The sequence below is a fragment of the Streptomyces sp. NPDC001663 genome, assembly GCF_042893105.1.
Classification (GTDB): domain Bacteria; phylum Actinomycetota; class Actinomycetes; order Streptomycetales; family Streptomycetaceae; genus Streptomyces.
The window spans coordinates 120,773-146,342 of sequence record NZ_JBIAUR010000001.1 but is presented as its reverse complement, the minus strand read 5'-3'; the positions used below and the strand labels follow the sequence as shown (position 1 = coordinate 146,342).

The 25,570-nt window shown below is 70.5% G+C and carries 19 protein-coding genes and 2 pseudogenes; 18 read left to right on the top strand and 3 right to left on the bottom strand.

The window, feature by feature from the left end:
- Window positions 1-59: 59 nt before the first annotated feature.
- Window positions 60-965 carry an AraC family transcriptional regulator N-terminal domain-containing protein gene (locus ACFY1L_RS00710; protein WP_388816020.1) on the bottom strand — a complete coding sequence of 302 codons (906 nt, stop codon included), beginning with the start codon at window positions 963-965 and terminating at the stop codon, window positions 60-62.
- Between the two features lie 161 nt (window positions 966-1,126).
- On the opposite strand from ACFY1L_RS00710, the gene ACFY1L_RS00705 reads away from it, so the two are divergent.
- A complete protein-coding gene (locus ACFY1L_RS00705) occupies window positions 1,127-2,209 on the top strand; it encodes an aldo/keto reductase (protein WP_388816017.1) in 1,083 nt (360 codons plus the stop codon).
- Window position 2,210: 1 nt separating this feature from the next.
- Here the strand turns inward: ACFY1L_RS00705 and ACFY1L_RS00700 are convergent, their stop codons facing one another.
- Window positions 2,211-3,257, bottom strand: coding sequence for a LacI family DNA-binding transcriptional regulator (locus ACFY1L_RS00700; protein WP_388818829.1), 1,047 nt, complete (start codon window positions 3,255-3,257; stop codon window positions 2,211-2,213).
- Window positions 3,258-3,477: 220 nt separating this feature from the next.
- On the opposite strand from ACFY1L_RS00700, the gene ACFY1L_RS00695 reads away from it, so the two are divergent.
- The 9 genes and pseudogenes from ACFY1L_RS00695 to ACFY1L_RS00655 form a co-directional block, all read left to right on the top strand.
- The gene (locus ACFY1L_RS00695; protein WP_388816014.1) at window positions 3,478-4,770 is read left to right on the top strand and encodes an ABC transporter substrate-binding protein; all 1,293 of its coding nucleotides are present in this window, start codon (window positions 3,478-3,480) and stop codon (window positions 4,768-4,770) included.
- Window positions 4,771-4,776: 6 nt separating this feature from the next.
- Window positions 4,777-5,688, top strand: coding sequence for a carbohydrate ABC transporter permease (locus ACFY1L_RS00690; protein ID WP_388816012.1), 912 nt, complete (start codon window positions 4,777-4,779; stop codon window positions 5,686-5,688).
- Window positions 5,685-6,593 (top strand): carbohydrate ABC transporter permease, encoded by a 909-nt coding sequence (locus tag ACFY1L_RS00685; protein WP_388816009.1) that lies wholly within the window; start codon window positions 5,685-5,687, stop codon window positions 6,591-6,593. Before ACFY1L_RS00690 ends, ACFY1L_RS00685 begins: the two co-directional genes overlap by 4 nt.
- A gap of 26 nt (window positions 6,594-6,619) precedes the next feature.
- A complete protein-coding gene (locus tag ACFY1L_RS00680) occupies window positions 6,620-7,879 on the top strand; it encodes a glycosyl hydrolase (protein ID WP_388816006.1) in 1,260 nt (419 codons plus the stop codon).
- Window positions 7,876-9,936, top strand: coding sequence for an endo-beta-N-acetylglucosaminidase (locus ACFY1L_RS00675; protein WP_388816003.1), 2,061 nt, complete (start codon window positions 7,876-7,878; stop codon window positions 9,934-9,936). Before ACFY1L_RS00680 ends, ACFY1L_RS00675 begins: the two co-directional genes overlap by 4 nt.
- 31 nt (window positions 9,937-9,967) lie before the next feature.
- Entirely contained in the window at window positions 9,968-13,003 is a 3,036-nt protein-coding gene (locus tag ACFY1L_RS00670) for an alpha-mannosidase (protein ID WP_388816001.1), read from the top strand.
- A 138-nt stretch (window positions 13,004-13,141) separates the two neighbouring features.
- Entirely contained in the window at window positions 13,142-13,522 is a 381-nt protein-coding gene (locus tag ACFY1L_RS00665) for a hypothetical protein (RefSeq protein WP_388815998.1), read from the top strand.
- Window positions 13,519-14,172, top strand: a pseudogene (locus tag ACFY1L_RS00660) (caspase domain-containing protein); the annotation flags it as partial. The gene ACFY1L_RS00665 and the pseudogene ACFY1L_RS00660, both read left to right, overlap by 4 nt.
- Window positions 14,173-15,375: 1,203 nt before the next feature.
- Window positions 15,376-16,659: pseudogene (locus ACFY1L_RS00655) on the top strand (peptidoglycan D,D-transpeptidase FtsI family protein); the annotation flags it as partial.
- A 61-nt stretch (window positions 16,660-16,720) separates the two neighbouring features.
- On the opposite strand, the gene ACFY1L_RS00650 reads toward ACFY1L_RS00655, so the two are convergent.
- The gene (locus ACFY1L_RS00650) at window positions 16,721-17,449 is read right to left on the bottom strand and encodes a FadR/GntR family transcriptional regulator (RefSeq protein WP_388815995.1); all 729 of its coding nucleotides are present in this window, start codon (window positions 17,447-17,449) and stop codon (window positions 16,721-16,723) included.
- Window positions 17,450-17,613: 164 nt separating this feature from the next.
- Here ACFY1L_RS00650 and ACFY1L_RS00645 point away from each other — a divergent pair, with 164 nt between their 5' ends.
- The 8 genes from ACFY1L_RS00645 to ACFY1L_RS00610 are packed head-to-tail and all read left to right on the top strand — an operon-like array spanning window position 17,614 to window position 25,487.
- Window positions 17,614-18,687 carry a sugar ABC transporter substrate-binding protein gene (locus tag ACFY1L_RS00645; protein ID WP_388815992.1) on the top strand — a complete coding sequence of 358 codons (1,074 nt, stop codon included), beginning with the start codon at window positions 17,614-17,616 and terminating at the stop codon, window positions 18,685-18,687.
- Entirely contained in the window at window positions 18,684-20,204 is a 1,521-nt protein-coding gene (locus tag ACFY1L_RS00640) for a sugar ABC transporter ATP-binding protein (RefSeq protein WP_388815990.1), read from the top strand. The genes ACFY1L_RS00645 and ACFY1L_RS00640 overlap by 4 nt, the downstream gene beginning before the upstream one ends.
- Window positions 20,197-21,225, top strand: coding sequence for an ABC transporter permease (locus ACFY1L_RS00635; RefSeq protein WP_388815987.1), 1,029 nt, complete (start codon window positions 20,197-20,199; stop codon window positions 21,223-21,225). The genes ACFY1L_RS00640 and ACFY1L_RS00635 overlap by 8 nt, the downstream gene beginning before the upstream one ends.
- 36 nt (window positions 21,226-21,261) lie before the next feature.
- On the top strand, window positions 21,262-22,611 hold the full coding sequence (locus ACFY1L_RS00630; RefSeq protein ID WP_388815985.1) for an L-fuconate dehydratase: 1,350 nt from the start codon (window positions 21,262-21,264) through the stop codon (window positions 22,609-22,611).
- Window positions 22,608-23,363, top strand: a complete 756-nt coding sequence (locus tag ACFY1L_RS00625; protein ID WP_388815982.1) for an SDR family NAD(P)-dependent oxidoreductase — start codon at window positions 22,608-22,610, stop codon at window positions 23,361-23,363. The genes ACFY1L_RS00630 and ACFY1L_RS00625 overlap by 4 nt, the downstream gene beginning before the upstream one ends.
- Window positions 23,360-24,346, top strand: a complete 987-nt coding sequence (locus ACFY1L_RS00620) for an aldo/keto reductase (RefSeq protein ID WP_388815979.1) — start codon at window positions 23,360-23,362, stop codon at window positions 24,344-24,346. Before ACFY1L_RS00625 ends, ACFY1L_RS00620 begins: the two co-directional genes overlap by 4 nt.
- Window positions 24,343-24,657 (top strand): L-rhamnose mutarotase, encoded by a 315-nt coding sequence (locus tag ACFY1L_RS00615; protein WP_388815977.1) that lies wholly within the window; start codon window positions 24,343-24,345, stop codon window positions 24,655-24,657. Before ACFY1L_RS00620 ends, ACFY1L_RS00615 begins: the two co-directional genes overlap by 4 nt.
- Window positions 24,654-25,487 (top strand): amidohydrolase family protein, encoded by an 834-nt coding sequence (locus ACFY1L_RS00610; RefSeq protein WP_388815975.1) that lies wholly within the window; start codon window positions 24,654-24,656, stop codon window positions 25,485-25,487. Before ACFY1L_RS00615 ends, ACFY1L_RS00610 begins: the two co-directional genes overlap by 4 nt.
- Window positions 25,488-25,570 lie beyond the last annotated feature (83 nt).

The following is a 25,570-nucleotide window of genomic DNA, read 5'->3' as shown; positions in this document are numbered from 1 at the left end:
GTGGGGGGTGGTGTCCGGCCGTTCGTGCTTACGGCACAGAGCGGCTGTGCGTCGCCGCGTCACCAAGGCGTTGCCGATGCGGCCGCCGCCTCCTCGCGTGGTTCCGTGCGCAGTCGTGCCGCGTCCTGGCCCGGGGGCAGGCCGAAGTGGCGGCGGTATTCGCGGCTGAACTGGGAGGCGCTGTCGTAGCCGACCGCGAAGCCGACGGTCGCCACGTCCTCGGTGCTGCTCATCAGCCGCAGCCGGGCCTCCTGGAGGCGGATCTGCTTCTGGTACTGGATCGGCGTCATCGCGGTCAGCGCGCGGAAGTGACGGTGGAAGGGCGACAGGCTCATCCCCGACATCCGGGCGAGGTCCTCGACCCGCAGGGTTTGCGTGTAGTGCTCGCGGATCCAGCGCAGAGCCCGGCCGATATGGGTCAGTCGGCTGTCGGCCAGCCCGATCTGCCGCACCAGCGCGCCCTGTTCGCCGTTGATCAGCCGCCACATGATCTCCCGCTCGATCATCGGGGCGAGCACCGGCACGTCGGCGGGGCGGTCGAGGAGCCGGATCATGCGGACGAAGGCGTCGAGGAGGTCGGCGGGTGCGTCGCTCACCGTCAGACCGGGCGACGGGGTCCTGGTGCCGCGGTCCGAGCCCGTCTCCAGGAGGAGCGAGGCGATCACCGCCGGGTCGAGGGCGAGCCCCGCGCCGAGCATCGGGCACTGCGAACTGGCCTGTGAGACATGGCCGCTGACCGGCAGGCCCAGCGGGATCACCAGATGCTGGCCGGCACTGTAGTCGTAGACGCGGTCGCCGAGGACGAGCCTCTTCGCGCCCTGCGCAACGACCGCCAGCACGGGGTCGGAGATCCCGGCGCGCGGCGGGGTCGGCCGGTCCTGGGCGGACAGCATCAGCCCGTCGACCGCGGCGGTGGACCGTCCCGCGTGCCGGGCGATCAGGGTGCGCAACTCATCCAGGGACACCCTTCCGATTGAAGACCGCGGACCGATTGAGCGCAACGCGGATCCGGACGAATTCGACAGGATCGTGCAAGAGACCGGTGGGATCGCACTAACAAGTGCGCTGCTCAGAGTGGTTTGCTCGAAGAGTCCCCTTCCCGACAAGTCCACGACGGAGCACTTTCATGACACTCGATTCCTACGTAGGCCTCGGCCGCTCCGGCCTCAAGGTCAGCCCCTACTGTCTCGGCGCGATGAACTTCGGTGAGGACGGCGGGTTCGGCTGCAGCGTCGAGGAGTCCGAGAAGATCCTGCAGACCTACCTCGACCGCGGCGGCAACTTCCTCGACACCGCGAACTTCTACACCAACGGCCACTCGGAGGCGATCCTCGGCGACTTCCTCGCCGCCCGCCCCGGCCTGCGCGACCGCCTGGTGCTGGCCACCAAGTTCTACGGCAACCTCCACCTCGGTGACCCCAACGGCGGCGGCGCGAGCCGCAAGGCGATCATCGGCCAGCTGGAGGAGTCGCTACGACGGCTGCGCACCGACTACGTCGACCTGTACTGGCTGCACAACCACGACCGGTCCACCCCGATCGAGGAGACCCTGCGCACCCTGGACGACCTCGTCACCGCGGGCAAGATCCGCTACGTCGGATTCTCCGACACCCCGGCCTGGTTCACCGCCAAGGCCCACACCACCGCCCTGCTGCGCGGCTGGACCCCGGTCACCGCGCTGCAGATGGAGTACTCCCTGCTGGAGCGCACCATCGAGGGCGAGCTGATCCCGCTCGCGCAGGACGCCGGTATGGGCGTGCTGCCGTGGAGCCCGCTGAAGAGCGGCTACCTGTCGGGCAAGTACCGCCGGGGCCAGGCCGGTCCCGGCGATGCCAGGCGCGCGGCGGTCCTCGGCCTGCCCAGCGACGAACAGTTCACGGTGATCGAGGCGCTCGCCGCCGTCGCCGAGGAGGTCGGCGCGAGCCCGGCGGCCGTAGCGCTGGCATGGGTGCAGAACCGTCCCGGCGTCAGCTCCACCCTCATCGGCCCGCGCACCCTGGAGCACCTGGAGGCCAACCTCGCCGGCCTCGACGTACGCCTCACCCCGGAGCAGACCGCGATCCTGGACGAGGTGTCGGCCCCGACGCTGAACTTCCCCTACGACCTCAACCGCAGGGTGGGGGCGATGCTCAAGTACGCGGGCGCCACCGTGGACGGCGAGCCGAGTGCGGTGTACCCGTCCCTGGTGCAGAGCACCGCACGCTACTGACTCAGGCGTCCCGGGCGACTCCGGTGCTGTCCCGGACGATCACCTGAGGCACCGGAACCCGCACCGTCCGCGCCGGCCCCCCGTCCACCAGCGCCGTCAACTCCCTGGCCGCCGTGCGCCCGAACTCCACACTGTCCCGCGACAGCGCCGACAGCCACGGCTTGACCATGCGGCACAGGGCCGAGTCCTCCCAGGCCACCACCGACACGTCCGCCGGTACGGAGAAGCCGAGTTCGGCCGCGGTGGCCACCCCGGCGACGGCCATCACGTCGTTGTCGTAGATCAACGCTGTGGGGGGAGCGGGGCGTTGCAGGACCTGGCGGGTGACGGCCGCGCCCTCCGCGTCCGAGTAGTCGGTGGTGACCGACTCGACCTCGGTCAGGCCGCGGCGTTCGGCCTCGGTGCGCAGGGTGCGGATACGGCGCTCGGTGTGGGCCAGGCCCGGAAGGCCCGCGATGTGCACGATCCGGCGGTGGCCGAGCCCGTACAGCTCGTCCACGACCGAGGCCATCGCGCCCGCGTCGTCCGCCCACACCGTCGACAGGCCGGGGTGGCGTTCGTCGGGGGCGCCGCCGATCACCACGGCGGGCAGGCCGAGTTCGTCGAGGAGGTCGGGGCGCGGGTCGTCGGTGCGCGGGTCGACGACCAGCACGCCGTCCACGCGGTGCTCGGCCCACCAGCGCCGGTAGACCGCGCACTCGTCCGCGACGTCCTCCACCACCTGGAAGAGCAGGCCGAGATGACGCTCCGCCAGCACCTCCTGTATGCCGGAGACGAGTTGGAGGAAGAAGGAGTCGACACCGAGGGTGTCGGCGGGGCGTGCGAGCACGAAGCCGACGGTGGCGGCGCCCTCCCCAGACAGCTGGCGGGCCGCCGTGCTGGGCCGCCAGCCCAGCTGCTCGGCGACCCGGCGCACCCGGTCGCGGGTGAGTTCGGAGACTCCGGGACGGCCGTTGAGCGCGAAGGAGACCGCGCTCTCGGAGACACCCGCGCGTTGCGCGATGTCCTTCATCGTCGGCCGACGGGCCGGGGAACGCTTGGCCGGCACGTTGCTCCCCATTTCTGACAGGTTGCAGCTAATGCGCTTGAGTGCGAGAACCCTAAAGCGCATTAGCGAAGTCTGGCAAGTTTTCATCTGTACTCGTTTGACCTGCACTAATGAAGAGGGAATTTCTTTAGTTGCAGCCAATCCATTGACTTCACCGGAAGGCCGCGGGCATGGTCCCAGGCGTCACCGCCACCGACACTCCCAGGGGAGCCGTGTCACCGTGCCCACATCCCGCAGAACCTTCGCCGCTGCCGCCGTCGCCGCCCTCGTCCTGCCGCTGAGCGCCTGCGGCTCCGGGAGCGACGACGGGGGAACGGCCGACGCCTCCGGCAAGGTCGAGGGCGACATCACCTTCCAGACCTGGAACCTGCGCGCCAACTTCAAGGACTACTTCGAGGGCGTGATCGCCGAGTTCGAGAAGAAGTACCCGGACACCCATGTGAAGTGGGTCGACCAGCCCGCCGAGGGCTACGCCGACAAGATCAGCGCCGACGCGGCCGGCGGCACCCTGCCCGACGTCGTCAACGTCTCCCCGGACCTCGTCGCCCCGCTCGCCAAGGCCGGCCTCGCCCTCGACCTCGACAAGGCGGCGGCCAAGTACAAGAAGGAGTACCTGGAAGGGGCCTGGGCCAGCCACCGGATACCGGGCATGACCGGGACGTACGCCTTCCCCTGGTACCTCAACACCGGGCCGCTCTTCTACAACAAGTCCCTGTTCCGGAAGGCCGGACTCGACCCCGACCAGCCCCCGAAGACGTACGACGAACTCTTCGCCGACGCACTGGAGTTGGCGAAGAAGAGTGACGGCAAGGTCGCCACCCTCGCCAACGTGCCCACCGTCGAGGACTTCGGCCGCTACGGCGTCGGGCTCATGAACAAGCAGGGCACCGCCTTCACCTTCAACGACGCCAAGGGCGTACAACTGCTCACCAAATACAAGGAGTTGTACGACGCCAAGGCGCTCGACCCGCAGGCGCTGACCGCCACGCCCGAGTCGTCCGGCAAGAAGTTCCTCACCGAGGCCGTTGCCATGAATCCCGGCAGCGCCCTCGACCTCGGCAACTTCAAGAAGAACGCCCCGAACCTGTACAAGAACATCGGCATCACCGACCAGATCACCAGCACCGGCCACGTCAACATGTACGTGATGGGCGTGATGGTCAACTCCAAGACCAAGCACACGCCCGCCGCCGTCGCCTTCGCCCACTTCGTCACCGACGCCGAGCACCAGATGTCCTTCGCCAAGAAGGTCGCCATCTTCCCGAGCACCGCCGGCTCGCTCGACGACCCGTACTTCACCAAGGAGGACGGGACCGACGAGACGCGGGTGCGCATCGCCGCCGCCAAGTCGCTGAAGAACGCGGTCAATTACACGCCCGCCCTGTTCAGCGAGCAGATGAAGACGGCGCTGCGGAACGAGGTGGCCAAGGCCTTGCAGGGCAAGGAGAGTCCCAAGGCGGCTCTCGACAACGCTGTCAAGGCCTGCAACACGCTCCTCCAGCAGCAGGGCTAGCGCGCGATGGCCACTTCTGCCGTGTCCCGGGTGCGGAGCGCGAGGCGCGTGCGGCGTCAACTGCCCACCAGCCCCTGGCTGTTCGCCGCGCCCGGGCTGCTGATCACCGGCGCGTTCATCCTGTACCCGTTCGTCTCCACCCTGGTCAACGCCTTCACCGACCGCCGCACCCTGATCCCGGGCCGGTTCGTGGGCCTCGCCAACTTCCGCGAGCTGCTGCACGACGACATGTTCTGGATCGGCCTGCGCAACAGCACGCTCTACGTCCTCGGGGTCGTCCCGGCGCTGGTGATCCTGCCGCTCCTGCTCGCGCTGCTGGTGCAGAAGAACATCCCCGGCATCACCTTCTTCCGCTCCGCCTTCTACACCCCGGTCGTCGCCTCGATCGTCGTCGTCGGCCTGATCTGGGTGTGGCTGCTCGACGAACGCGGGCTGGTCAACTCGCTGTTGGAGACCATCGGGGTCGGCCGGGTCGGCTTCCTCAGCGACCAGTGGCTGCTTCTGCTGAGCGCCATGGCCGTCACGGTCTGGAAGGGCCTCGGCTACTACATGATCATTTATCTGGCGGCGCTGGCGAACGTCCCGCGCGAACTCCACGAGGCCGCCGCCGTCGACGGCGCGGGCGCGGTCCGCCGCTTCCTCAGCGTCACCGTGCCCGCCGTCCGCTCCACCATGGTCCTGGTCGGCGCTCTCTCCTCGGTCGCCGCCTTCAAGGTGTTCTCCGAGGTGTACCTGATGGCGGGCCCCAGCGGCGGCCCGGCGGGCGAGGACACCACTCTCGTCATGCTGGTCCAGCGCACCGGCACCGGCCTGACCGGCCGCGTCGGCTACGCCTCCGCCATCTCGGTCGTCGTCTTCGTCGTGACCGTCGTGCTGATGCTGCTCGTGCTGCGGGCCGATCGGAGGGACGAGGCATGAGCGTGATGGAGAAGGTACGGCCCACCGCTTCGAGGCCTGCCGTTGCCCGTGAACCCCGCGTCACCGACGAGCACGGCCGCCGCGTCCGGGTGTGGGAACTCGCCCTGCGCTACGTGCTGTTGCTCGCCGTACTCGCCCTGACCGTCGGCCCGTTCCTGTGGCAGCTGTCCACCTCGCTCAAGGGGCCGACCGAGGACATCTACAGCTCCCCGCCGTCTTTCCTGCCAGGCCACCCCACCCTGCACAACTACGAGCGCGTCTCCGACACCATCCCCGTCTGGGACTACGCGTTCAACTCGCTGAAGGTCGCCACCGCCAACGTCGTGACCAACTGCGTCGGTTCGGCCCTCGCCGGCTACGCGCTGGCCCGGCTGCGCTACCGCGGCCGCCGGGTCGCCACCCTCGTCTTCATCCTGGCGATGCTCGTGCCCGTGGAGGGCATCATCATCGCCCAGTTCACGACGATGCGGGAGCTCGGGCTCAACAACACCCTGGTCGGTGTGGTCCTGCCGGGCTGCATTGGCGCCATGAACGTGCTGCTGATGCGCAACGCCTTCCTCAACCTGCCGTACGAGATCGAGGAGGCGGCCTACGTCGACGGCGCCAACGTCTGGCAGCGGTTCCTGCGCATCGCGCTGCCCGCGGTGAAGGGGACCCTCGCGGTTGTCGCGATCTTCGCCTTCATGGGTGCCTGGGACGACTTCCTGTGGCCGCTGATCGTGCTGAGCGACCCGTCCAGGTTCACACTGACCATCGGCCTCAACTATCTGCACGGCACCTTCGCCAACGACGAACGGCTCGTCGCCGCGGGCACGGTCATCGCCGTCGCACCGCTGATCGTCCTCTTCGCCTGTCTGCAGCGGTACTTCTTCCGCGGGGTGGGCGAGGGGGCCGTAAAGGGCTGACCTCCCCTGAGCTCAAGGACTTCCGCATGCCTTATGCCGTGCGCTTCGGCGTCAACTACACCCCCAGCGAAGGGTGGTTCCACCACTGGCTCGACTTCGACCTGGACTCCGTACGGGCCGACCTCGACTCCATCGCCGTGCTGGGCCTGGACCACATCCGGGTCTTCCCGCTGTGGCCGTACTTCCAGCCCAACCGGAGCCTCATCCGACCGCGGGCGGTCGAGCAGCTCGTCGCGCTGGTGGACGCGGCCGCCGAGCGCGGACTCGACGTCAACGTGGACGGTCTGCAAGGGCACTTGAGCAGCTTCGACTTCCTGCCGGCGTGGACGCGGACCTGGCACCGGCGGAACCTGTTCACCGACCCGGACGTCCTCGACGGCCAGGCCGCCTACCTGCGCGCCCTCGCTGCCGCCCTCGCCGACCGTGCCAACTTCATCGGCATGACGCTCGGCAACGAGGTCAACCAGTTCTCGGCGGGCCCGCATCCCGACCCCGACCGGGCCACGTCCGACCAGATCGACGCCTGGCTCGCGCGCATGCTCGCCGCCTGCGAGGAGGGCGCCCCCGGCAGGCTGCATCTGCACGCCGAGTACGACGCGACCTGGTACCAGGACGACATGCCGTTCACCCCGGCCCAGGCTGCCCGCCACGGCGCCGTCACCGCCGTGCACTCCTGGGTCTTCAACGGCACCGCCCAGCGGCACGGCCGTACGTCAGTCCCGACCGCACACCACGCCGCCTACCTCGTCGAACTCAGCAAGGCCTGGGCCGACGCCCCGCACCGCCCCGTCTGGCTCCAGGAGGTCGGCGCACCCGCACCCCTGATCCCGCCCGAGCATGCCGCCGCCTTCACCGAGGCCACCGTCGCGAACGCCCTCGACTGCCCCGACCTGTGGGGCATCACCTGGTGGTGCTCCCACGACGTGTCCCGGGAGCTCGCGGACTTTCCCGAACTCGAGTACGGGCTGGGCCTGTTGACGAACGACCGGCGCCCGAAGGACACGGCGCGGGTGCTGGCGGACGCTGCCGCTCACCGACACACCTACGCGCCCGAACCCCGGACCACCGCGCTCGTCGTCCCCGCCGATCCCGCCGCGCGCTCGCTTTGCGCCCCCGGCGGCCCCGTCTTCGACGCCTACTTCCGGCTGACCGCCGACGGCGCCCGCCCCACGACCGTCCTCGACACACGCGCGGACGACAAGGACCACCTCGCCGCCCGCGGCATCACCGAAGTCGTCACTCCCGAACAGGTACTCCCCACCCCACAAGGAGGCACCAGCTCGTGAACCCCACCAGACGCACCGTCCTGCTCGCCGGTGCAGGAGCCGCGGCCGCCCTGCTCCCGCCGCTGCCCGCCGGCGCGGCACCGAAGGCCGAGGCCGCCGCGACCCCGCCGTACGCCTCGTACTGGTACCCGGACTCGCTGCCCTCGGGCTCGCCGGGCAGCGGCATCACCTGGCGCAGCCTCAAGTCCTGGACGGCCGCCGGTGACGCGGACCTCGCCTTCAACGCCGCGTCCGTGCCGCTCGCGCCGCGCTTCACCCCGACACCGGCGAACAGCACCGCGCGCTCCGGGCAGGCCCGTATCCAGTCGCTGGTCTCCTTCGGGCCGACGGCCGGCAACCCGTCGCAGGGTTCGGCCACCGCCGACTACTACGCGCTCACGCACTGGGCGTACGTCGACGAGCTGGTCTTCTGGGGCGGGTCGTCGGGTGAAGGGCTGATCCTCGCCCCGAACGCGCCGATCGTGGACGCGGCCCACCGGCATGGCGTGCCGGTCCTCGGCAACATCTTCCTGCCGCCGACCGCCTACGGCGGGCAGTTGCAGTGGACGCGGGACCTGGTGCAGAAGGACTCCTCCGGGCACTATCCCCTCGCGGCCCAACTCGTCGCGGTCGCGGCAGCGTACGGCTTCGACGGGTGGTTCGTCAACGCCGAGACCAGTGGCGGGAATGCGGCGCTGGGTGCGGACATGCTCGGCTTCGTCAAGGAGTTGAAGTCGCTGGCTGCCGCGCGTGGGCAGCGGGTGACCTGGTACGACGCGATGACCGTCAACGGCACGGTGAGCTGGCAGGGCGCGCTCAACAGCCAGAACCAGGCGTTCTTCCAGGCCGCCGACGACATGTTCGTCGACTTCCGGTGGAGCGCGAGCACGCTGGCCTCGTCCGGGACGAAGGCCGACCAACTGGGGCGCAGCCGCTACGAGTTGTGGGCGGGCGTCGATGTCGAGTCCAACGGCTCGAACACGTCGGTGAGTTGGGACGCGATCGTGCCGAGCAGCAAGGCGCATGTCACGTCGATCGGGTTCTATCGGCCCGAGTGGACCCGTAACCATCTGCCCGCGTCCCGGACACCTGGGGACTTCCACGCCGCCGACGACCGGTTCTGGACCGGCCGGTCGCTGGATCCCTCGCGGCCGGACGCCTCCGATCCCTGGCGGGCGCCCGCGGTGTCGGTCGCGGATCGGTCGACGGTGTCCGGGGTGCCGTTCGCGAGCGTGTTCAACACCGGGCACGGGCTGCGGTGGTACGAGGACGGGGCGGTCACCTCGGATGTGCCGTGGAACCATCTCGGGCTCCAGGACCGGCTGCCGTCGCGGCGGTGGGTGGTGCGGACGGACGGGGAGCGGCCTGCTGTTGCGTTCGACTTCGCGGATGCGTGGCGTGGCGGCAGCAGTGTGCTGGTGGACGGTGAACTGGACGAGCCCACGACGGTGGAGTTGTACGCGACACGGCTGCCGATCACCGTTGACACGGTTGTCGAGCTGACGCACCGGACCGACGCGGGAGCTGTGAACGTGGAACTCGCCGTGGCCACCGCCGAGCCGAGCGCGCCGGGTGCGACACCTCCGTACACATATCTGCCTGTGAACTCGGTCAACAAGAGGCGGCGGGGAGTTCGGGCGCACGATGGTGTGGTTGTGAACTCGGTCAACGGCTGGCAGACCGTGACCGTCCCGCTCACAGGTCTCTCCGGGACCGTCCATGCGATCGGTGTGCGGCTCACGGCGACCGACGGGCCCGTGAAGTGGCGCCTCGGCGGGCTCGCGGTCCGGGAAACGGTCGGGACACCCGCCGCCCCCTCCGGCCTGCGCATCACCGCCGCCTCCGGAGGCGATCTGCGCCTCGCCTGGAACCCCGCCCCCGGCGACGTACGCCACTACACCCTGCACCGCCTCCTGCCCGACGGCACCCGGCGCTTCCTCGGAGCGACCGGTCAGCGGGCGTACTTCCTCGCGGGCCTGCAGCCCCAACAGGGCGAGTCGCAGGCGCGGTTCGAGGTGCGTGCCGTGGCGGAGCTGTACACCTCGTCGGACCCCGTCACCGTGACCCACACCTGGTAACCACCACCGGACGACCTACGGAGCACTCCGCATGCATGACGACCGCAGCCTGGTCGAAGCCCGTCTCAAGCGCGTCCTCGACGAGCGCATCCGCCCCGCCGTGTACCCGGAGTCCGTACCGCTGGACGTCGCGGTGTGGCATGCGCCCGGCGAGCCGGTGCCGGTCGCCGAGGGGCTGGCGGCCGAGCCCGAGCCGATCGCGGTGGGCGCCCGGTGGGGTGCTCCGTGGGGGACAAGCTGGTTCCGCGTCACCGGGACGGTCCCCGAGACGTGGGCCGGCAAGACCGTCGAGGCGATCCTCGACCTCGGCTTCGACGAGAACATGCCCGGCTTCCAGTGCGAGGGCCTCGTCTACCGGCCCGACGGCACCCCGGTGAAGGGCCTCAACCCGCGCAACCAGTGGGTGCGGATCGGCGCCCCCGCCGAGGGCGGGGAGGAGGTGCGGCTGCACATCGAGGCCGCCTCCAACCCCGTCATCCTCGACTACCACCCCTTCCTGCCGACCCAGCTGGGCGACAAGGAGACCGCCGGGAGCGAACCCCAGTACACCCTCACCCGCATGGACCTGGCCGTCTTCGACGAGACGGTGTGGCAGCTGGTGATCGACCTGGAGGTGCTCGGGGAGCTGATGGCCGAGCTGCCGGTGGAGTCGGCCCGGCGCTGGGAGATCCTGCGGGCGGTGGAGGGGGCGCTGGACGCGGTGGATCTGCAGGACGTCAACGGCACGGCGGGCGGGGCCCGTTCACGCCTGGCCGGTGTCCTGTCCGCGCCTGCCACCCCTTCCGCCCACCGCATCAGCGCCGTCGGTCACGCCCACATCGACTCCGCCTGGCTGTGGCCGCTGCGTGAGACGGTGCGCAAGGTCGCCCGTACGACGTCCAACATGACCGCGCTCCTCGACGACGAGCCCGACTTCGTGTTCGCCATGTCGCAGGCGCAGCAGTGGGCGTGGGTGAAGGAGCACCGGCCCGAGGTGTGGGCGCGGGTGAAGAAGGCGGTGGCGGACGGGCGGTTCGTACCCGCCGGCGGTATGTGGGTGGAGTCGGACACCAACATGCCCGGCTCTGAGGCGATGGCCCGTCAGTTCGTGCACGGCAAACGGTTCTTCCTTGAGGAGTTCGGCATCGAGAACGACGAGGCATGGCTGCCCGACACCTTCGGATTCGCCGCCGGACTGCCGCAGATCATCAGGGCGGCGGGCTCCAAGTGGCTGCTCACGCAGAAGATCTCGTGGTCGCAGACCAACAAGTTCCCGCACCACACCTTCCGCTGGGAGGGCATCGACGGCACCCGGATCTTCACGCACTTCCCGCCGGTCGACACCTACAACTGCTCCATGAAGGGCAGCGAAATCGCCCACGCGGCAAGCAACTTCAAGGACAAGGGGGTTGCCCGCCACTCGCTCGCGCCGACCGGCTGGGGCGACGGAGGCGGCGGCACCACTCGGGAGATGGTCGCGAAGGCCGCCAGGCTGCGGGATCTGGAGGGTTCGGCGCGGGTCGTCTGGGAGACTCCGCAGGAGTTCTTCGAGAAGGCCGAGGCCGAATACCCCGAACCGCCCGTCTGGGTCGGCGAGCTCTACCTCGAACTCCACCGCGCCACCCTCACCAGCCAGGCCAGGACCAAGCAGGGCAACCGGCGCAGCGAACACCTCCTGCGCGAGGCCGAACTCTGGGCCGCCACGGCCGCCGTACGGACCGGATTCCCCTATCCGTACGAGGAGTTGGACCGCATCTGGAAGACGGTGCTGCTGCACCAGTTCCACGACATCCTGCCGGGATCGTCGATCGCGTGGGTGCACCGGGAGGCCAGGGCGACGTACGAACGCCTGGCCGCCGAGCTCGACGCCATCATCGACGCGGCCCAACGCGCCCTCGCGGGCGAGGGATCGACGCCTCTGGTCTTCAACTCGGCGCCCCACGGCCGTCATGGGGTCCCGGCCGGTGCGGCAGGAGCGGCGGCCACCGAGGGCAACACGACGCTCACCCCGCGCCCCGACGGCGGACACGTCCTCGACAACGGCCTGCTGCGGATCGAGCTGGACGCCCGGGGTCTCGTCGTATCGGCCTACGACATCGCGGCCGACCGCGAGACGATCGCACCGGGCCGCGCCGCCAATCTCCTCCAACTCCACCCGGATTTCCCGAACATGTGGGACGCCTGGGACGTCGACGAGTTCTACCGCAACACGGTCACCGATCTCACCGATGCCGACGAGGTCGTGCCCGGCGAGGACGGCTCATCGGTGCGGATCGTCCGGTCCTTCGGCCGGTCGCGCGTGACGCAGGTGCTGTCCCTGGCGCCGGGGGAGCGGCGGCTGGTCCTCGACACGGAGGTGGACTGGCACGAGACGGAGAAGTTCCTCAAGCTCGCCTTCCCGCTCGACGTGCACGCCGAACGGTACGCGTCGGAGACCCAGTTCGGGCACTTCCACCGGCCCACCCACACCAACACCTCCTGGGAGGCGGCCAAGTTCGAGGCCTGCAACCACCGCTTCGTCCACTTCGAGGAACCCGGCTGGGGTGTCGCCGTCGTCAACGACTCGACGTACGGCCACGACGTGACCCGCACGGTCCGCACCGACGGCGATCGCGGTACGACCACCACGGTCCGGATGTCGCTGCTGCGCGCCCCGCGCTTCCCCGACCCGGAGACCGACCAGGGCGTGCACTGCTTCCGGCATGCGCTGGTGCCCGGGGCGGGGATCGGGGACGCGGTGCGGGAGGGGTGGCGGATCAACCTGCCGGAACGGCGAGTTGAGGGTGCCCGCGAGGTCGCGCCGCTGGTGACTGTCGATCAGGAGGCGGTCGTGGTGACGGCGGTGAAGCTGGCGGACGACGGGAGCGGGGACGTGGTGGTGCGGTTCCATGAGGCGCACGGGGGACGTGCCCGGGCCACGCTCACTGCGGGCTTCGAGGTGGCGGGTGTGAGCGTGACGGATCTGCTGGAACGCCCGCTCGCGGAGTGCCCCACGCCTGAGGTACGGGACGGCCGAGTCATCGCACGGTTGCGGCCGTTCGAGCTGATGACGCTGCGTCTGAAGCGTGCCGTTGCCGCACTCGAGTGACCGGTGCGCCAGGAGCGGGCGGAGTCCCTGACGGGGTGTCGGAACCCCGTCGCTGTGCGCCTGCGGTCCTGCCACACTGGGTGCGGCAGGACCAAGCCCCGCTCACGGCTGCGGGGGACCTGCGCGGGGGAGAACGTCATGTCCAAGGAACTGAGCATTGTCGTCTCGGGACAGGCGCGAGAAGCCGTCCCTGACCACTGGCAGCTGCAGGCGCTCCGCGAGGACCTCCTGGCTCTCGATGTCGACCGGGTCGGCCCGCTGCCGTCCGGGCCCGCACCTGCGAACAGCCGCTCCGGCCTGGCCGAGGCGGTGGGCGCGCTCGTCGTCGTACTGCAGCCCAGCCTGCCGCTGCTCGAGACCACCCTCGGTCTGGTCCGCGACTGGATCGGCCGGGTCGGCGCCCGCAGTGTCGTGCTGGAGATCGACGGGCAGCGCCTGGAGGTCACCGGCGTGGCCGGTGCCGACCAGAGGCGCCTGGCCGAAGCGTGGCTTGCCGCGGTGACCGCAGACCGGCGATGAGCGCAGAGGGGCGTCACGCCCTCCTGGTGGCCACCGGCTCCTACGACGACGCCGGGCTGCGCGGCCTGTGGGCCCCGTCGCGGGATGCGACCGAACTGGCCCGGGTTCTGGGCGATCCGGAGATCGGCGACTTCGAGGTGGAGGTCCTCGGCGACCCGGGCGCGCACGAACTGCGCCGGAAGGTCGAGGACTTCTTCGCCGACCGGTCGGTGGCGGACACGCTGCTGCTGCACTTCGCCTGCCACGGGCTGAAGGACGAGAGCGGAAAGCTGTTCCTCGCCGCCGCGGACACCTTGCGGACCCGTCTGGAGTCCACCGCGATCCCCGCCGAGTACGTCAGCCGGCTGATGATGCGCAGCCGTGCCCTGCGCGCCGCCGTCCTGCTGGACTGCTGTTACGCCGGTGCCTTCGAGCGCGGCATGTTCACCCGGGCCGACGCCGAGGTGCACGTCGAGGACAGTTTCGCCTCACTGGAACGCGCCGGCTCGGACCGCGGCCGGGCGGTTCTCACTGCGTCCAGCGCGGTGGAGTACGCCTTCGAGGGCAGCCGGATCGTGGCGAACGAGGCGGCCGGATCGGCCATGGAGGCCGGCCCCGACGCAGGCGAGCCGGGGCCGTCACTGTTCACCGGCGCCCTGGTGACCGGGCTGCGCACCGGGGAGGCCGATCTCGGCGGTGACGGTGAGATCGGGCTGGCGGAGCTCGCGGAGTACATCGGCCACCGGATCCGCGAGGTGACCCCGCACCAGACCCCGCAGCTGTGGATGTTCGGCGCACAGGGCGACCTCACGATCGCCCGGGCACCCGCCCGCCGTGGCCGCGGCGCGCCCGGCCTGCCCCCGGATCTCGCCGCGAAGGCCGGCTCCACCGAGCGGGAACAGCGCCACTGGGCCGTCGAGGACCTCAGGATGTTCCTCAACGGCACGGACCCGGCCGTCGCCCTGGACGCACTCGCCGCGCTGGAGCAGCTGACCCACGACGACAGCCGCCGTGTCTCCGACGCCGCGCGGAACGCCGTCGCGACCGCGGCCCCGGACGTCCCCGAGACCCACTGGGACCTGGGGGTCACGTTCCCGGGACAGCCCGGCCCCGACGTCAACGTGCCCGTGCACGGTCCGCCCGTGGTGCACGCCACCCTCGAAGCCGTCGGGGGCCCGTGGCTGCGGTCCCGCCGCACGGCGGACGGCGTCGCCCTGTCGGTGCTCGCCGACGCCCCGGGTGTGTACGAGGGCGAGGTCATGGTGCGTACGGCGACCGGCCGGCGGGTGCTGACGGTCCGGGCGGACGTCACCGAGCCCGTCGCGCAGCGGGCGCACGCGGACGATCGGGCCCGCGGGCGCCTTTGGTGGAGACCGTCCTGGATCCACGCGGTGACCGCGGTCCTGATGACAGCGACACTGGCCCTCCCCGCCTTCAACTCCACCGGGGGCACGCTGCGGGCGTGGCGCGGTGCGGGGCTGCTCGTCGGCGTTCCGGCGCTGGCGGCGGCGGTGCTCTGCACGGTTGTGTTGCGCGGCGGGTCGCCCGGGACCGGCCGTGGCACGGCGCGCTGGGGAACCGTCGGCGCCGCGGTGTGCGTGGCCACGACCGTCGGGCTCGGGGTGAGCGTCCTGGCCGGTGACAACTGGGAGTTCCGGGCGGGCTACTACGTCTTCGCCACCGCGTCCGCGCTGTACGTGTGGTCGGCGGTGCTCCTTCGGCGGGCGGCCGGGTTGAAGCCGGTGGTACGGCTGCCGTTCCCCGCGCTGCAGTTCCCGCGCACGCCCTGGGGCCGCGCCGTCGCCACCGTCACGGCCGGCCTGCTCGTGGTCGGGACGGGTGTCACCGCTGCACTGCTCGGCCAGGACGACCACGCCATGTCTCGCTACCAGAAGCCACGCGGCAACATCTTCGCGGGCAGCACCGCGGTGACCCGGTCCTGGCGCACCCAGGCCGCGAAGAACTACCTGCGCACGTACCCCGACGGTCCCCTCTACGCGGCCGTCACCGGCTACGCCTCGCAGGCCCAGGGCATTAGCCTGCTGGAAGAGGCCGAGGACAAGGTCCTGACCGCCGCACGGTCGAGCGAGGAGCGTGGCGGAGACGTCGTGACCACCATCCGCCCCGCCGTGCAGAAGGCCGCGTACAGCGAACTCAGCAAGCACGGCAAGGGTGCCGTGGTGGCGCTGGACCCGTCCTCGGGCGCGATCCTGGCCCTGGTGTCCACGCCGTCGTACGACCCCTCGACCTTCTCGGGCACGTCCGAGAAGGACGCGGCGGCCTGGGCCGAGCTGAAGTCGAGTTCCGCCCGTCCGCTGCTCAACCGGGCGTTGCAGCAGACCTATCCGCCGGGTTCCACCTTCAAGGTCGTCACCGCGGCCGCCGCCCTGGAGCACCGGCTGTACACCTCCGCGGACCAGAAGACGGATTCCCCGACGCCGTGGCTGCTGCCGGGATCCAAGACCCCGCTGCGGAACGAGGTCGACACCTCGTGCGAGAACGCGACCCTGCGCGTCGCCCTCCGCTACTCCTGCAACACCGTCTTCGGCAAGATCGGTTCGGACCTCGGCAGCGACGTCATGGCCGCCGAGGCCAAGAAGTTCGGCTTCGGCTCGCCTCAGATCACGCCGGTGCGGTCCAAGACGTCCACCTTCCCGCAGCGCACGGACGAGGCGCAGAACGCGCTCAGTTCGATCGGCCAGTTCGACACCGCCGCGACCCCCTTGCAGATGGCGATGGTCGCCGCGGCCGTCGCCAACGACGGCCGGCTGATGAAGCCGCACCTCGTCGCCAGGACGTCGAAATCCGGCACCGTGGACGTGGAGCAGCCCGAGGAGCTGAGCCGGCCGCTGTCGCCCGGCAACGCCCGGATCCTGCAGTCGATGATGGAGACGGTCGTCCAGGACGGTACGGGCCAGAAGGCGCGGATCGACGGTTACAGGGTGGGCGGCAAGACCGGTACAGCCCAGTCCCGCGTCGAGGGCGCTAACAAGTACTTCGCCTGGTTCATCTCCTACGCCCGGCTGGGCGACGGCACCTCGCCGGTCGCCGTGGCCGTGGTGGTCGAGGACCCGAACGCCAACCGGGACGACATCTCGGGCGGCGGACTGGCAGCGCCGATCGCAAGGAGCGTGATGGAGGCGGTCCTCGGGAAGTAGCCGAGCCGGGTCCAGGAGTGCGTCGATCGTGTCGCCGCCGAGCCGGAAGGCGACGGAGAGATCAACCGCCCAGCTGCGTCCGCAGCCACTGCTCCACCTCGCCCACGTGCGCGGCCGCGGCCGCCCGGGCCGCCTCCGGATCGTGTGCCACCAGCGCCCGGTGGATCGCCGCGTGCTCCCGCCGGGTCCGCTCGAAGGCGCCCTCCTCCTGGTAGCCGCGCCAGACGCGGGCGCGGAAGGTGCGGGAGGACAGGCCCTCCAGGATGGCGGCCATGGTGTCGTTGCCGGCCGCGGCGGCGATCTCGCGGTGGAAGGCGAGGTCGTGGGCGAGGATCACCTCGGGGTCGTCGGTGGCGTTCATCGCCGTCAAGTGCTTCTCGACCTCGGCCAGTTGGTCCGGCGTGATGCGGGCCGCCGCCAGCGCGGTCGCCGTCGACTCCAGGATGCGCCGCACCTCCAGCAGCTCCACCAGGCGCGGGCCGCGGGAGAGGTCGGCGACCACGCCGAAGGTCTCCAGGAGGTCGCCGGCCTCCAGCTGGGTGACGTAGATGCCGGAGCCGTGCCGGGCCTCCAGCACGCCGAGCACGGTGAGCGCGCGGATCGCCTCGCGCATCGAGCTGCGGGAGATGCCCAGCTGGGCGGCGAGGTCGCGCTCGGTGGGCAGGCGCTGACCGGGCTCGAGTCGGCCCTCTCCGATCAGCGCCTTGATCTGCTCGATGGCGCGTTGCGTCACGGTGCCCTTCTGCGGGGCGGGTCCGGGCTGTGCCCCTTGGGTCAGGGTCTCGTCCACGCCATTCCTCCGCTCACCGGGTGCGCCGCAGTCTAACCGGCAAGGTGGTCGGACCACTATGGCCGGAATCCGGGAAAATCTGCCGCTGGAGGCTGTTCTTCCGGCCGAGTGGTCTGATAAGTATGCGGGCATCTGCTCGAACACGCTCAACGAGGAGCCGCCAGATGCCCGGCAGGACAGTGGGGAAGCGGAACAGGTTTCGCATGATCGGCGCGGTGGCCGTGGCCGCCGGCGCCTCGCTCGCGCTCGCCGCGTGCGGCAGCACCAAGGACACCGGCGGCTCCGGCAGTGCGGGAGGCGGCGGCACCGGCAAGGTCGGGGTGATCCTGCCCCTGCTGACCTCGCCGTTCTGGCAGTCGTACAACGACTACGTGCCGAAGATGGCCAAGTCCGAAGGTGTCGACGCGCTGAAGACGGTCAACTCCAACAGTGACCCCTCGCAGCAGATAACCGACATCAACAACCAGCTCAACCAGGGCGTGAAGGGTCTGGTCGTTGCCCCGCTGGACAGCGCCGCCATCGAGGCCGGCCTGGACCAGGCCGAGCGCAAGGACGTGCCGGTCGTCGCCGTGGACGTGGCGCCGGACAAGGGCAAGGTCGCCATGGTCGTACGCGCCGACAACGTCGCCTACGGCGAGAAGGCCTGCGAGTACCTCGGCGCGCACATCACCAGCGGCAAGGTCGTGCAGATCATGGGCGACCTGGCCTCGGTCAACGGCCGCGACCGCTCCGAGGCCTTCCGCTCCTGCGTGAAGAAGAAGTACCCGAAGCTCAAGGTCCTGGAGATCCCCGCCAAGTGGGAGTCCGACACGGCCGCTTCGAAGCTCGACACGCTCCTGAACGCCAACCCCGACATCAAGGGCATCTACATGCAGGCCGGCGGCGTCTACCTCGCGCCGACCCTGCAGACCCTGAAGTCGAAGAGCATGCTCAAGACGGCGGGCCAGAAGGGCCACATCGTCATCGTCTCCAACGACGGCATCCCGCAGGAGTTCGACGCGATCCGCAAGGGCCAGATCGACGCGACCGTCTCCCAGCCCGCCGACGCCTACGCCAAGTACGGCATGTACTACATCAAGGCGGCGATGGAGGGGAAGACGTTCAAGCCCGGTCCGACCGACCACGACTCGACCATCGTCAAGCTGCCCAGCGGCATCCTCGAGGACCAGCTGCCCGCGCCGCTGGTGACCAAGGACAACGTCGACGACCCCAAGCTCTGGGGCAACACGGTCAAATGAGCGTCCAGGACAGCCCGTTGGTGCCCCTCGTCGAGGCGCGGGGCATCGTCAAGCGCTACGGCCCCACCACCGCCCTCGCCGACGGCCGGCTCGCCGTGGTGTCCGGCGAGTCGCACGCCCTCGTCGGCCGCAACGGCGCCGGCAAGTCGACCCTGGTCCGGATCCTCACCGGCCTGGAGGCGCCCGACGAGGGCACGGTCCGCTTCGACGGCGAACCCGCGCCCCCGCTCGCCGACCGCGACGCCTGGCGCCGCAAGGTGGCCTGCGTCTACCAACACCCCACGGTCGTACCCGAGTTGACGGTCGCCGAGAACCTCTTCATCAACCGCCAGCCGCTGCACCGCGGGTTCATCAGCTGGCGCCGGCTGAAGACCGAGGCGGCCGCGCTCCTCGACACCTGGGACGTGCACGTCGACCCCGAGGCGCGCACCGCCGACCTCAAGGTCGAGGACCGCCAAATGGTGGAGATCGCACGGGCGTTGAGCTTCGGCGCCCGCTTCATCATCCTCGACGAGCCGACCGCCCAGCTCGACAACCGCGAGATCGAGCGGCTCTTCGACCGCATGCGCGGCCTGCAGGACTCCGGTGTCACCTTCCTGTTCATCTCGCACCATCTGCAGGAGGTCTACGAGGTCTGCCAGACCGTCACGGTGCTGCGCGACGCCCGCTGGATCACCACGGCCCCGGTCGCCGACCTGCCGAGGGCCGCGCTGATCGAGGCGATGGCGGGGGAGTCCATCGAGGCGATCGCCGAACAGGCCGTACAGGAACAGATCGTGGACGAGGCCGCGCCCGTGCTCCTCGAAGCCCGTGGGCTCACCTCGGACACGTACGAGGACGTCGACCTGACCGTCCGCCGCGGCGAGGTCGTCGGGCTCGCCGGCTCCAGCGCCAGTGGCAAGATCGAGCTGGCGGAGGCCTTCGCGGGCCTGCGCTCACCCACGAGCGGGACTGCTCGACTCGACGGTGAGCGGCTGCGGTTCGGGTCGGTGCAGGCCGCCCTGAAGGCCGGTATCGGCTGCGTGCCGCGCGATCGGCACGAGCAGGGCCTGGTGCGCGGGATGACCATCGGCGACAACGCCACCATGAGCGTCCTGGACCGGCTCGGCCGCTTCGGCTTCATCGGCACCGACCGCAAACGCGGCTTCGCCACCGAGCTGATCGACCGCCTCGACATCCACACCGAGGGCCCCGAGCAGCCGGTCTCCGACCTGTCCGGCGGCAACGCGCAGAAGGTCGTCATGGCCCGCGCCCTCGCCTCCGACCCGCGGCTGCTCGTTCTCATCAACCCCACCGCGGGCGTCGACGTGAAGTCCAAGGAGTCACTCCTCGCCCGCGTGGACAGCGCCCGCGAGGACGGCACCGCGGTCCTGGTCGTCTCCGACGAACTCGACGACCTGCGGCGCTGCGACCGCGTCCTCGTCCTCTTTCACGGCCGCGTGGTCGCCGAGCACCCGGCGGGCTGGCGCGACCACGAGCTGATCGCCTCCATCGAAGGAGTGGACCACCATGGCTGACACCAAGGCGGCCGAGCCCCTCGCGCCGCTCCGGGCCCCCGCCGCACGGTCGGCCCGGACGGTGCTGCTGCGCCGGGCCCGCGAACTGGCCCTCGTACCGGCCCTGTTGCTGCTCATGGTGCTCGGAGCGGTGGTCAACGACTCGTTCCTCACCGAGCGCAACCTGATCTCCATCCTGGGCGCCTCCGCCGCGCTCGCGATGGTCGTGCTGGCCGAGTCGCTGGTGTTGATCACCGGCAAGTTCGACCTGTCCCTGGAGTCGGTCGTCGGCATCGCGCCCGCCGTCGGAGCGCTGCTCGTACTGCCTGCCGCGCAGTCGGGGTGGGGCACCGAACTCCCGGCCGGACTGGCCCTGTTCGCGATCCTGCTCGTGGGCGGCGCCGTGGGTGCCTTCAACGGCATCCTGGTCGTCAAGTTCAAGCTGAACGCCTTCATCGTGACGCTCGCGATGCTGATCGTCCTGCGCGGACTCCTGGTCGGCGCGACCAAGGGCAAGACCCTGTTCGGCATGCCCGACAGCTTCTACGACCTGGCCACCTCCACCTTCCTGACCGTCCCGATGTCCGTGTGGCTGGCGGCAGTCGCCTTCGCCGTCGCCGGGCTGGTGCTGAAGTACCACCGCATCGGCCGCTCCCTGTACGCCATCGGCGGCAACACGGACGCGGCCCGTGCGGCAGGCATCCGGGTCGATCGCGTGATGCTCGGCGTGTACGTCGTCGCCGGCGTCCTCGCCGCGGTCGGCGGGATCATGCAGACCGGATACGTGGGAGCGATCAGCGCCAACCAGGGCCAGAACATGATCTTCACCGTGTTCGCGGCGGCGGTCATCGGCGGCATCAGCCTCGACGGCGGCAAGGGCACCATGTTCGGCGCCCTCACCGGCGTACTCCTCCTCGGGGTCGTGCAGAACCTGCTGACGCTCGCCCAGGTGCCGTCCTTCTGGATCCAGGCCATCTACGGCGGAATCATCCTGGTCGCGCTCATGATCGCCCGCGTCACGACGGGCCGCGCCCAGGACTGATCTCCTCCCGACCTGTCACCGACCGAAAGGCCCTCCGTGTCCCCGACGCCCGGCACCCCCGTCCGTATCTCCGCGGTCGACACCTACGACATCCGGTTCCCGACCTCGCGCGAGCTCGACGGCTCCGACGCGATGAATCCGGACCCCGACTACTCGGCCGCGTACGTCGTGCTGCGTACCGATGCCGAGGACGGTCCGGAGGGGCACGGCTTCACCTTCACCATCGGGCGGGGCAACGAGGTCCAGGTCGCCGCGATCCACGCGCTGCGCCACCATGTGGTCGGCCGGTCCGTGGACGAGGTGTGCGCCGACCCGGGATCGGTCTACCGGGACCTGATCGGGGACAGCCAACTCCGTTGGCTGGGGCCCGAGAAGGGCGTGATGCACATGGCGATCGGCGCGGTCATCAACGCCGTGTGGGACCTGGCCGCCAAGCGCGCCGACAAGCCCCTGTGGCGGCTGCTCGCCGAGGCCGACCCGGAGTGGCTGGTCGGCCAGATCGACTTCCGGTACCTCACCGACGCGCTCACCCCGGAGGAGGCGCTGGAGATCCTGCGCCGGGGGCGGCCGGGCGCCGAGGAGCGCACGGCCCGGCTGCTGGAGCGCGGATACCCCGGCTACACGACGTCCGCCGGCTGGCTCGGCTACAGCGACGAGAAGCTCACCCGGCTCGCCGCGCAGGCGGTGGCCGACGGCTTCCGGCAGATCAAGCTGAAGGTCGGCGCGGACCTGGAGGACGACGTACGCCGCTGCCGGGTAGCCCGCTCGGTCGTCGGCCCGGACATCCGTATGGCGATCGACGCCAACCAGCGCTGGGACGTCGACGAAGCCATCCGCTGGACCAAGGCCCTCGCCGAGTTCGACCCGTACTGGATCGAGGAACCGACCAGCCCCGACGACGTCCTCGGTCATGCGGCGATCCGCGAGGCCATCACGCCCGTCAAGGTCGCCACCGGCGAACACGTCCAGAACCGCATCGTCTTCAAGCAGCTGTTGCAGGCCGGCGCCCTCGACGTCGTCCAGATCGACGCGGCCCGCGTCGGCGGCGTCAACGAGAACCTGGCGATCCTGCTGCTCGCCGCCAAGTTCGGGGTGCCGGTGTGCCCGCACGCGGGCGGCGTCGGCCTGTGCGAGCTCGTCCAGCACCTTTCGATGTTCGACTACGTCGCGGTCACCGGCACCACCGAGGACCGTGTCATCGAGTACGTCGACCATCTGCACGACCACTTCCTGGACCCGGTGGTGATCCGCGAGGGTCACTACACGGCACCCACCGCGCCCGGTTTCTCGGCGGCCATGCGTCCCGAGTCGATCGCGCGGTACACCTTCCCCGACGGCGCCTTCTGGGTCGCCGACCTCGACGAGAAGAAGGGACAGGCGGCATGACCGACTTCGAGGGGCTCAAGGCCCTGGTCACGGGCGGGGCCTCCGGCATCGGACGGGCCACGGCCGAACTCCTGGCCGCACGCGGCGCCCAGGTCGCCGTCCTCGACCTCGATCCCTCCTCGGTGGAGAAGCCGCTGCTCGGCTTCCGGGCCGACGTCACCGACGACACGTCCGTACGGGAGGCGGTGGCCGCCGCCGTCGCCGAGCTGGGCGGCCTCGACGTGCTGATCAACAACGCGGGCATCGGCGCCCAGGGGACGGTGGAGGACAACGACGACGTCGAGTGGCACCGGGTCCTCGACGTCAACGTGGTCGGCATGGTGCGGGTGTCCCGGGCGGCCTTGCCTCATTTGCGGGAGTCGCAGCACGCGGCGATCGTCAACACCTGCTCGATCGCGGCCACGGCCGGGCTTCCGCAGCGTGCGCTGTACAGCGCGACCAAGGGCGCCGTGTACTCGTTGACCCTCGCCATGGCCGCCGACCACGTCCGCGAGGGCGTCCGCGTCAACTGCGTCAACCCGGGCACGGTGGACACCCCGTGGGTCGGCCGCCTGCTGTCGAAGGCCCCCGACCCGGTCGCGGAGAAGGCTGCCCTGGAGGCCCGCCAGCCCACCGGCCGCCTTGTCTCGGCGACCGAAGTCGCGGGCGCCGTGGCCTACTTGGCGAGCCCCCTGTCCGGTGCCACCACCGGCACCTCCCTCGCCGTCGACGGCGGCATGCAGGGCCTGCGCCTGCGGCCGGTGGGCCAGTGAAGCGGCTGGGCGGCAGCGACGTCGAGGTCAGTCCGCTGGCCTTCGGCGGGGCGGCGATCGGCAACCTCTTCACCGAGGTGAGCGAGGAGCAGGCGTACGAGGCCGTGTCCGCCGCCTGGCAACAGGGCATCCGCTACTTCGACACCGCCCCGCACTACGGCCTCGGCCTGTCCGAACGCCGCCTCGGCACCGCACTGCGCGAGCACCCCCGTACGGCCTACACGATCTCCACCAAGGTGGGCCGCCGGCTGGAGCCCTGGGACGGCGGCGGCGACGACCTGGCCAACGGCTTCGCGGTAGCGGCCACCAAGCGCCGGGTGTGGGACTTCAGCGCGGACGGCGTACGACGCACCCTCGAGGCCGGCCTGGAACGGCTCGGCCTCGACCACGTCGACGTCGTCTACCTCCACGACCCCGACGACCACGCCGAACAGGCCTTCCGGGAGGGCTACCCGGCCCTGGAGAAGCTGCGCTCCGAGGGCCTGGTCGGCGCGATCGGCGCCGGGATGAACCAGGCGGAGATGCTCACCCGCTTCGTCCGCGACACGGACGTCGACGTGGTGTTGTGCGCGGGCCGCTACACGCTGCTCGACCAGCGGGCGCTGGCCGAGCTGCTGCCCGCGGCGGAGGAGCGGGGCACGTCGGTGGTGATCGGCGGGGCGTTCAACTCGGGCCTGCTGGCGGACCCGAGACCCGGGGTGACGTACAACTATGCAGCCGCACCGCAGGAGTTGCTGTCCCGTGCTCTGCGCCTGAAAGCGATCGCCGACCGTCACGGCACCACGCTGCGTGCCGCCGCTCTGGCCTTCTGCGCCGCGCATCCGGCGGTCGCGAGCGTGCTCGTGGGTGCTCGCTCGGCTGCGGAGGTCCGGGACTGCGCCGAGCAGTTCGCGGCCGAGGTGCCCGCCGCCTTCTGGCAGGAGCTGCGTGAGGAGGGCCTCCTGCCGGCCGACGCCCCCGTCCCCGCCGAGGAGGCGCGATGAGAGTCGCCCTGCACACCAGGGTCCGCGCGGACCGCATCCCCGAGTACGAGGCCGCCCACCGCGAGGTGCCGAAGGAACTGACGGACGCGATCCGCGCGGCCGGCGCGACCTCGTGGACGATCTGGCGCAGCGGCACCGACCTCTTCCACGTCCTGGACTGCGAGGACTACCCCCGCCTCCTCGCCGAACTGGAGAAACTCCCGGTCAACATCGCCTGGCAGGCCCGCATGGCGGAACTGCTGGAGGTCGTCCACGACTACTCCGACGAGGGCGCGGACGCGGGTCTGCCGGTGGTCTGGGAGCTGCCATGACGGTCGATGCACATCATCACGTGTGGGACCTGTCGGTGAGGGACCAGGACTGGATCCCCGAAGCAAGCCCGCTCCGCCGGGACTTCACCCTCGCCGACCTCGAACCGGAGGCGAGCGCGGCGGGAGTCGACCGCACCGTACTCGTCCAGACGATCACGGTGCCGGAGGAAACCCCGGAGTTCCTGGAACTGGCCGCCGCCCACGACCTGATCGCGGGCGTGGTCGGCTGGACGGACCTCACCCGCCCGGACATCACCGATGAACTCGCCCGCCTGCGCGCCCTCCCCGGCGGCCGGTACCTGAAGGGCATCCGCCACCAGGTCCAGGGCGAGCCGGACCCCGAGTGGCTGCTCCGCCCGGACGTACACCGGGGCCTGTCCGCGGTGGCGGAAGCGGGCCTGGTCTACGACTTGGTCGTCCTCCCGCACCAGCTGCCGTCCTGCACCAAGGCGGCGGCTGCCCTGCCCCAACTGACCTTCGTCCTCGACCACTTGGGCAAGCCCCCCGTCGCCTCCGGCGCCCTGGAACCCTGGGCGTCCGAACTCCGCGTCCTCGCCGCCTTGCCCAACACGGTCGCCAAACTCTCCGGCTTGGTGACCGAGGCGGACGTGAGTTCCTGGACGGTCGCCGACCTCCGCCCGTACACCGACACGGCCCTGGCGACCTTCGGCCCGGATCGCGTGATGTTCGGCTCGGACTGGCCGGTGTGCACGTTGGGGGCGACGTACGGTGAAGTCCTGGCCGCCGCACAGGAGTTGACCGGAGACCTCGACGCGGCCGAACGGGCGGACCTCTTCCACGGCACGGCCACCCGGGTTTACGGCCTTTGAACGCCCCCGCCCTGGCCGCATGGGCCCGAAATATACGTCTCGTCCCACCATTCCATGCGCTTTACGACATCCGGCTGTGAAGT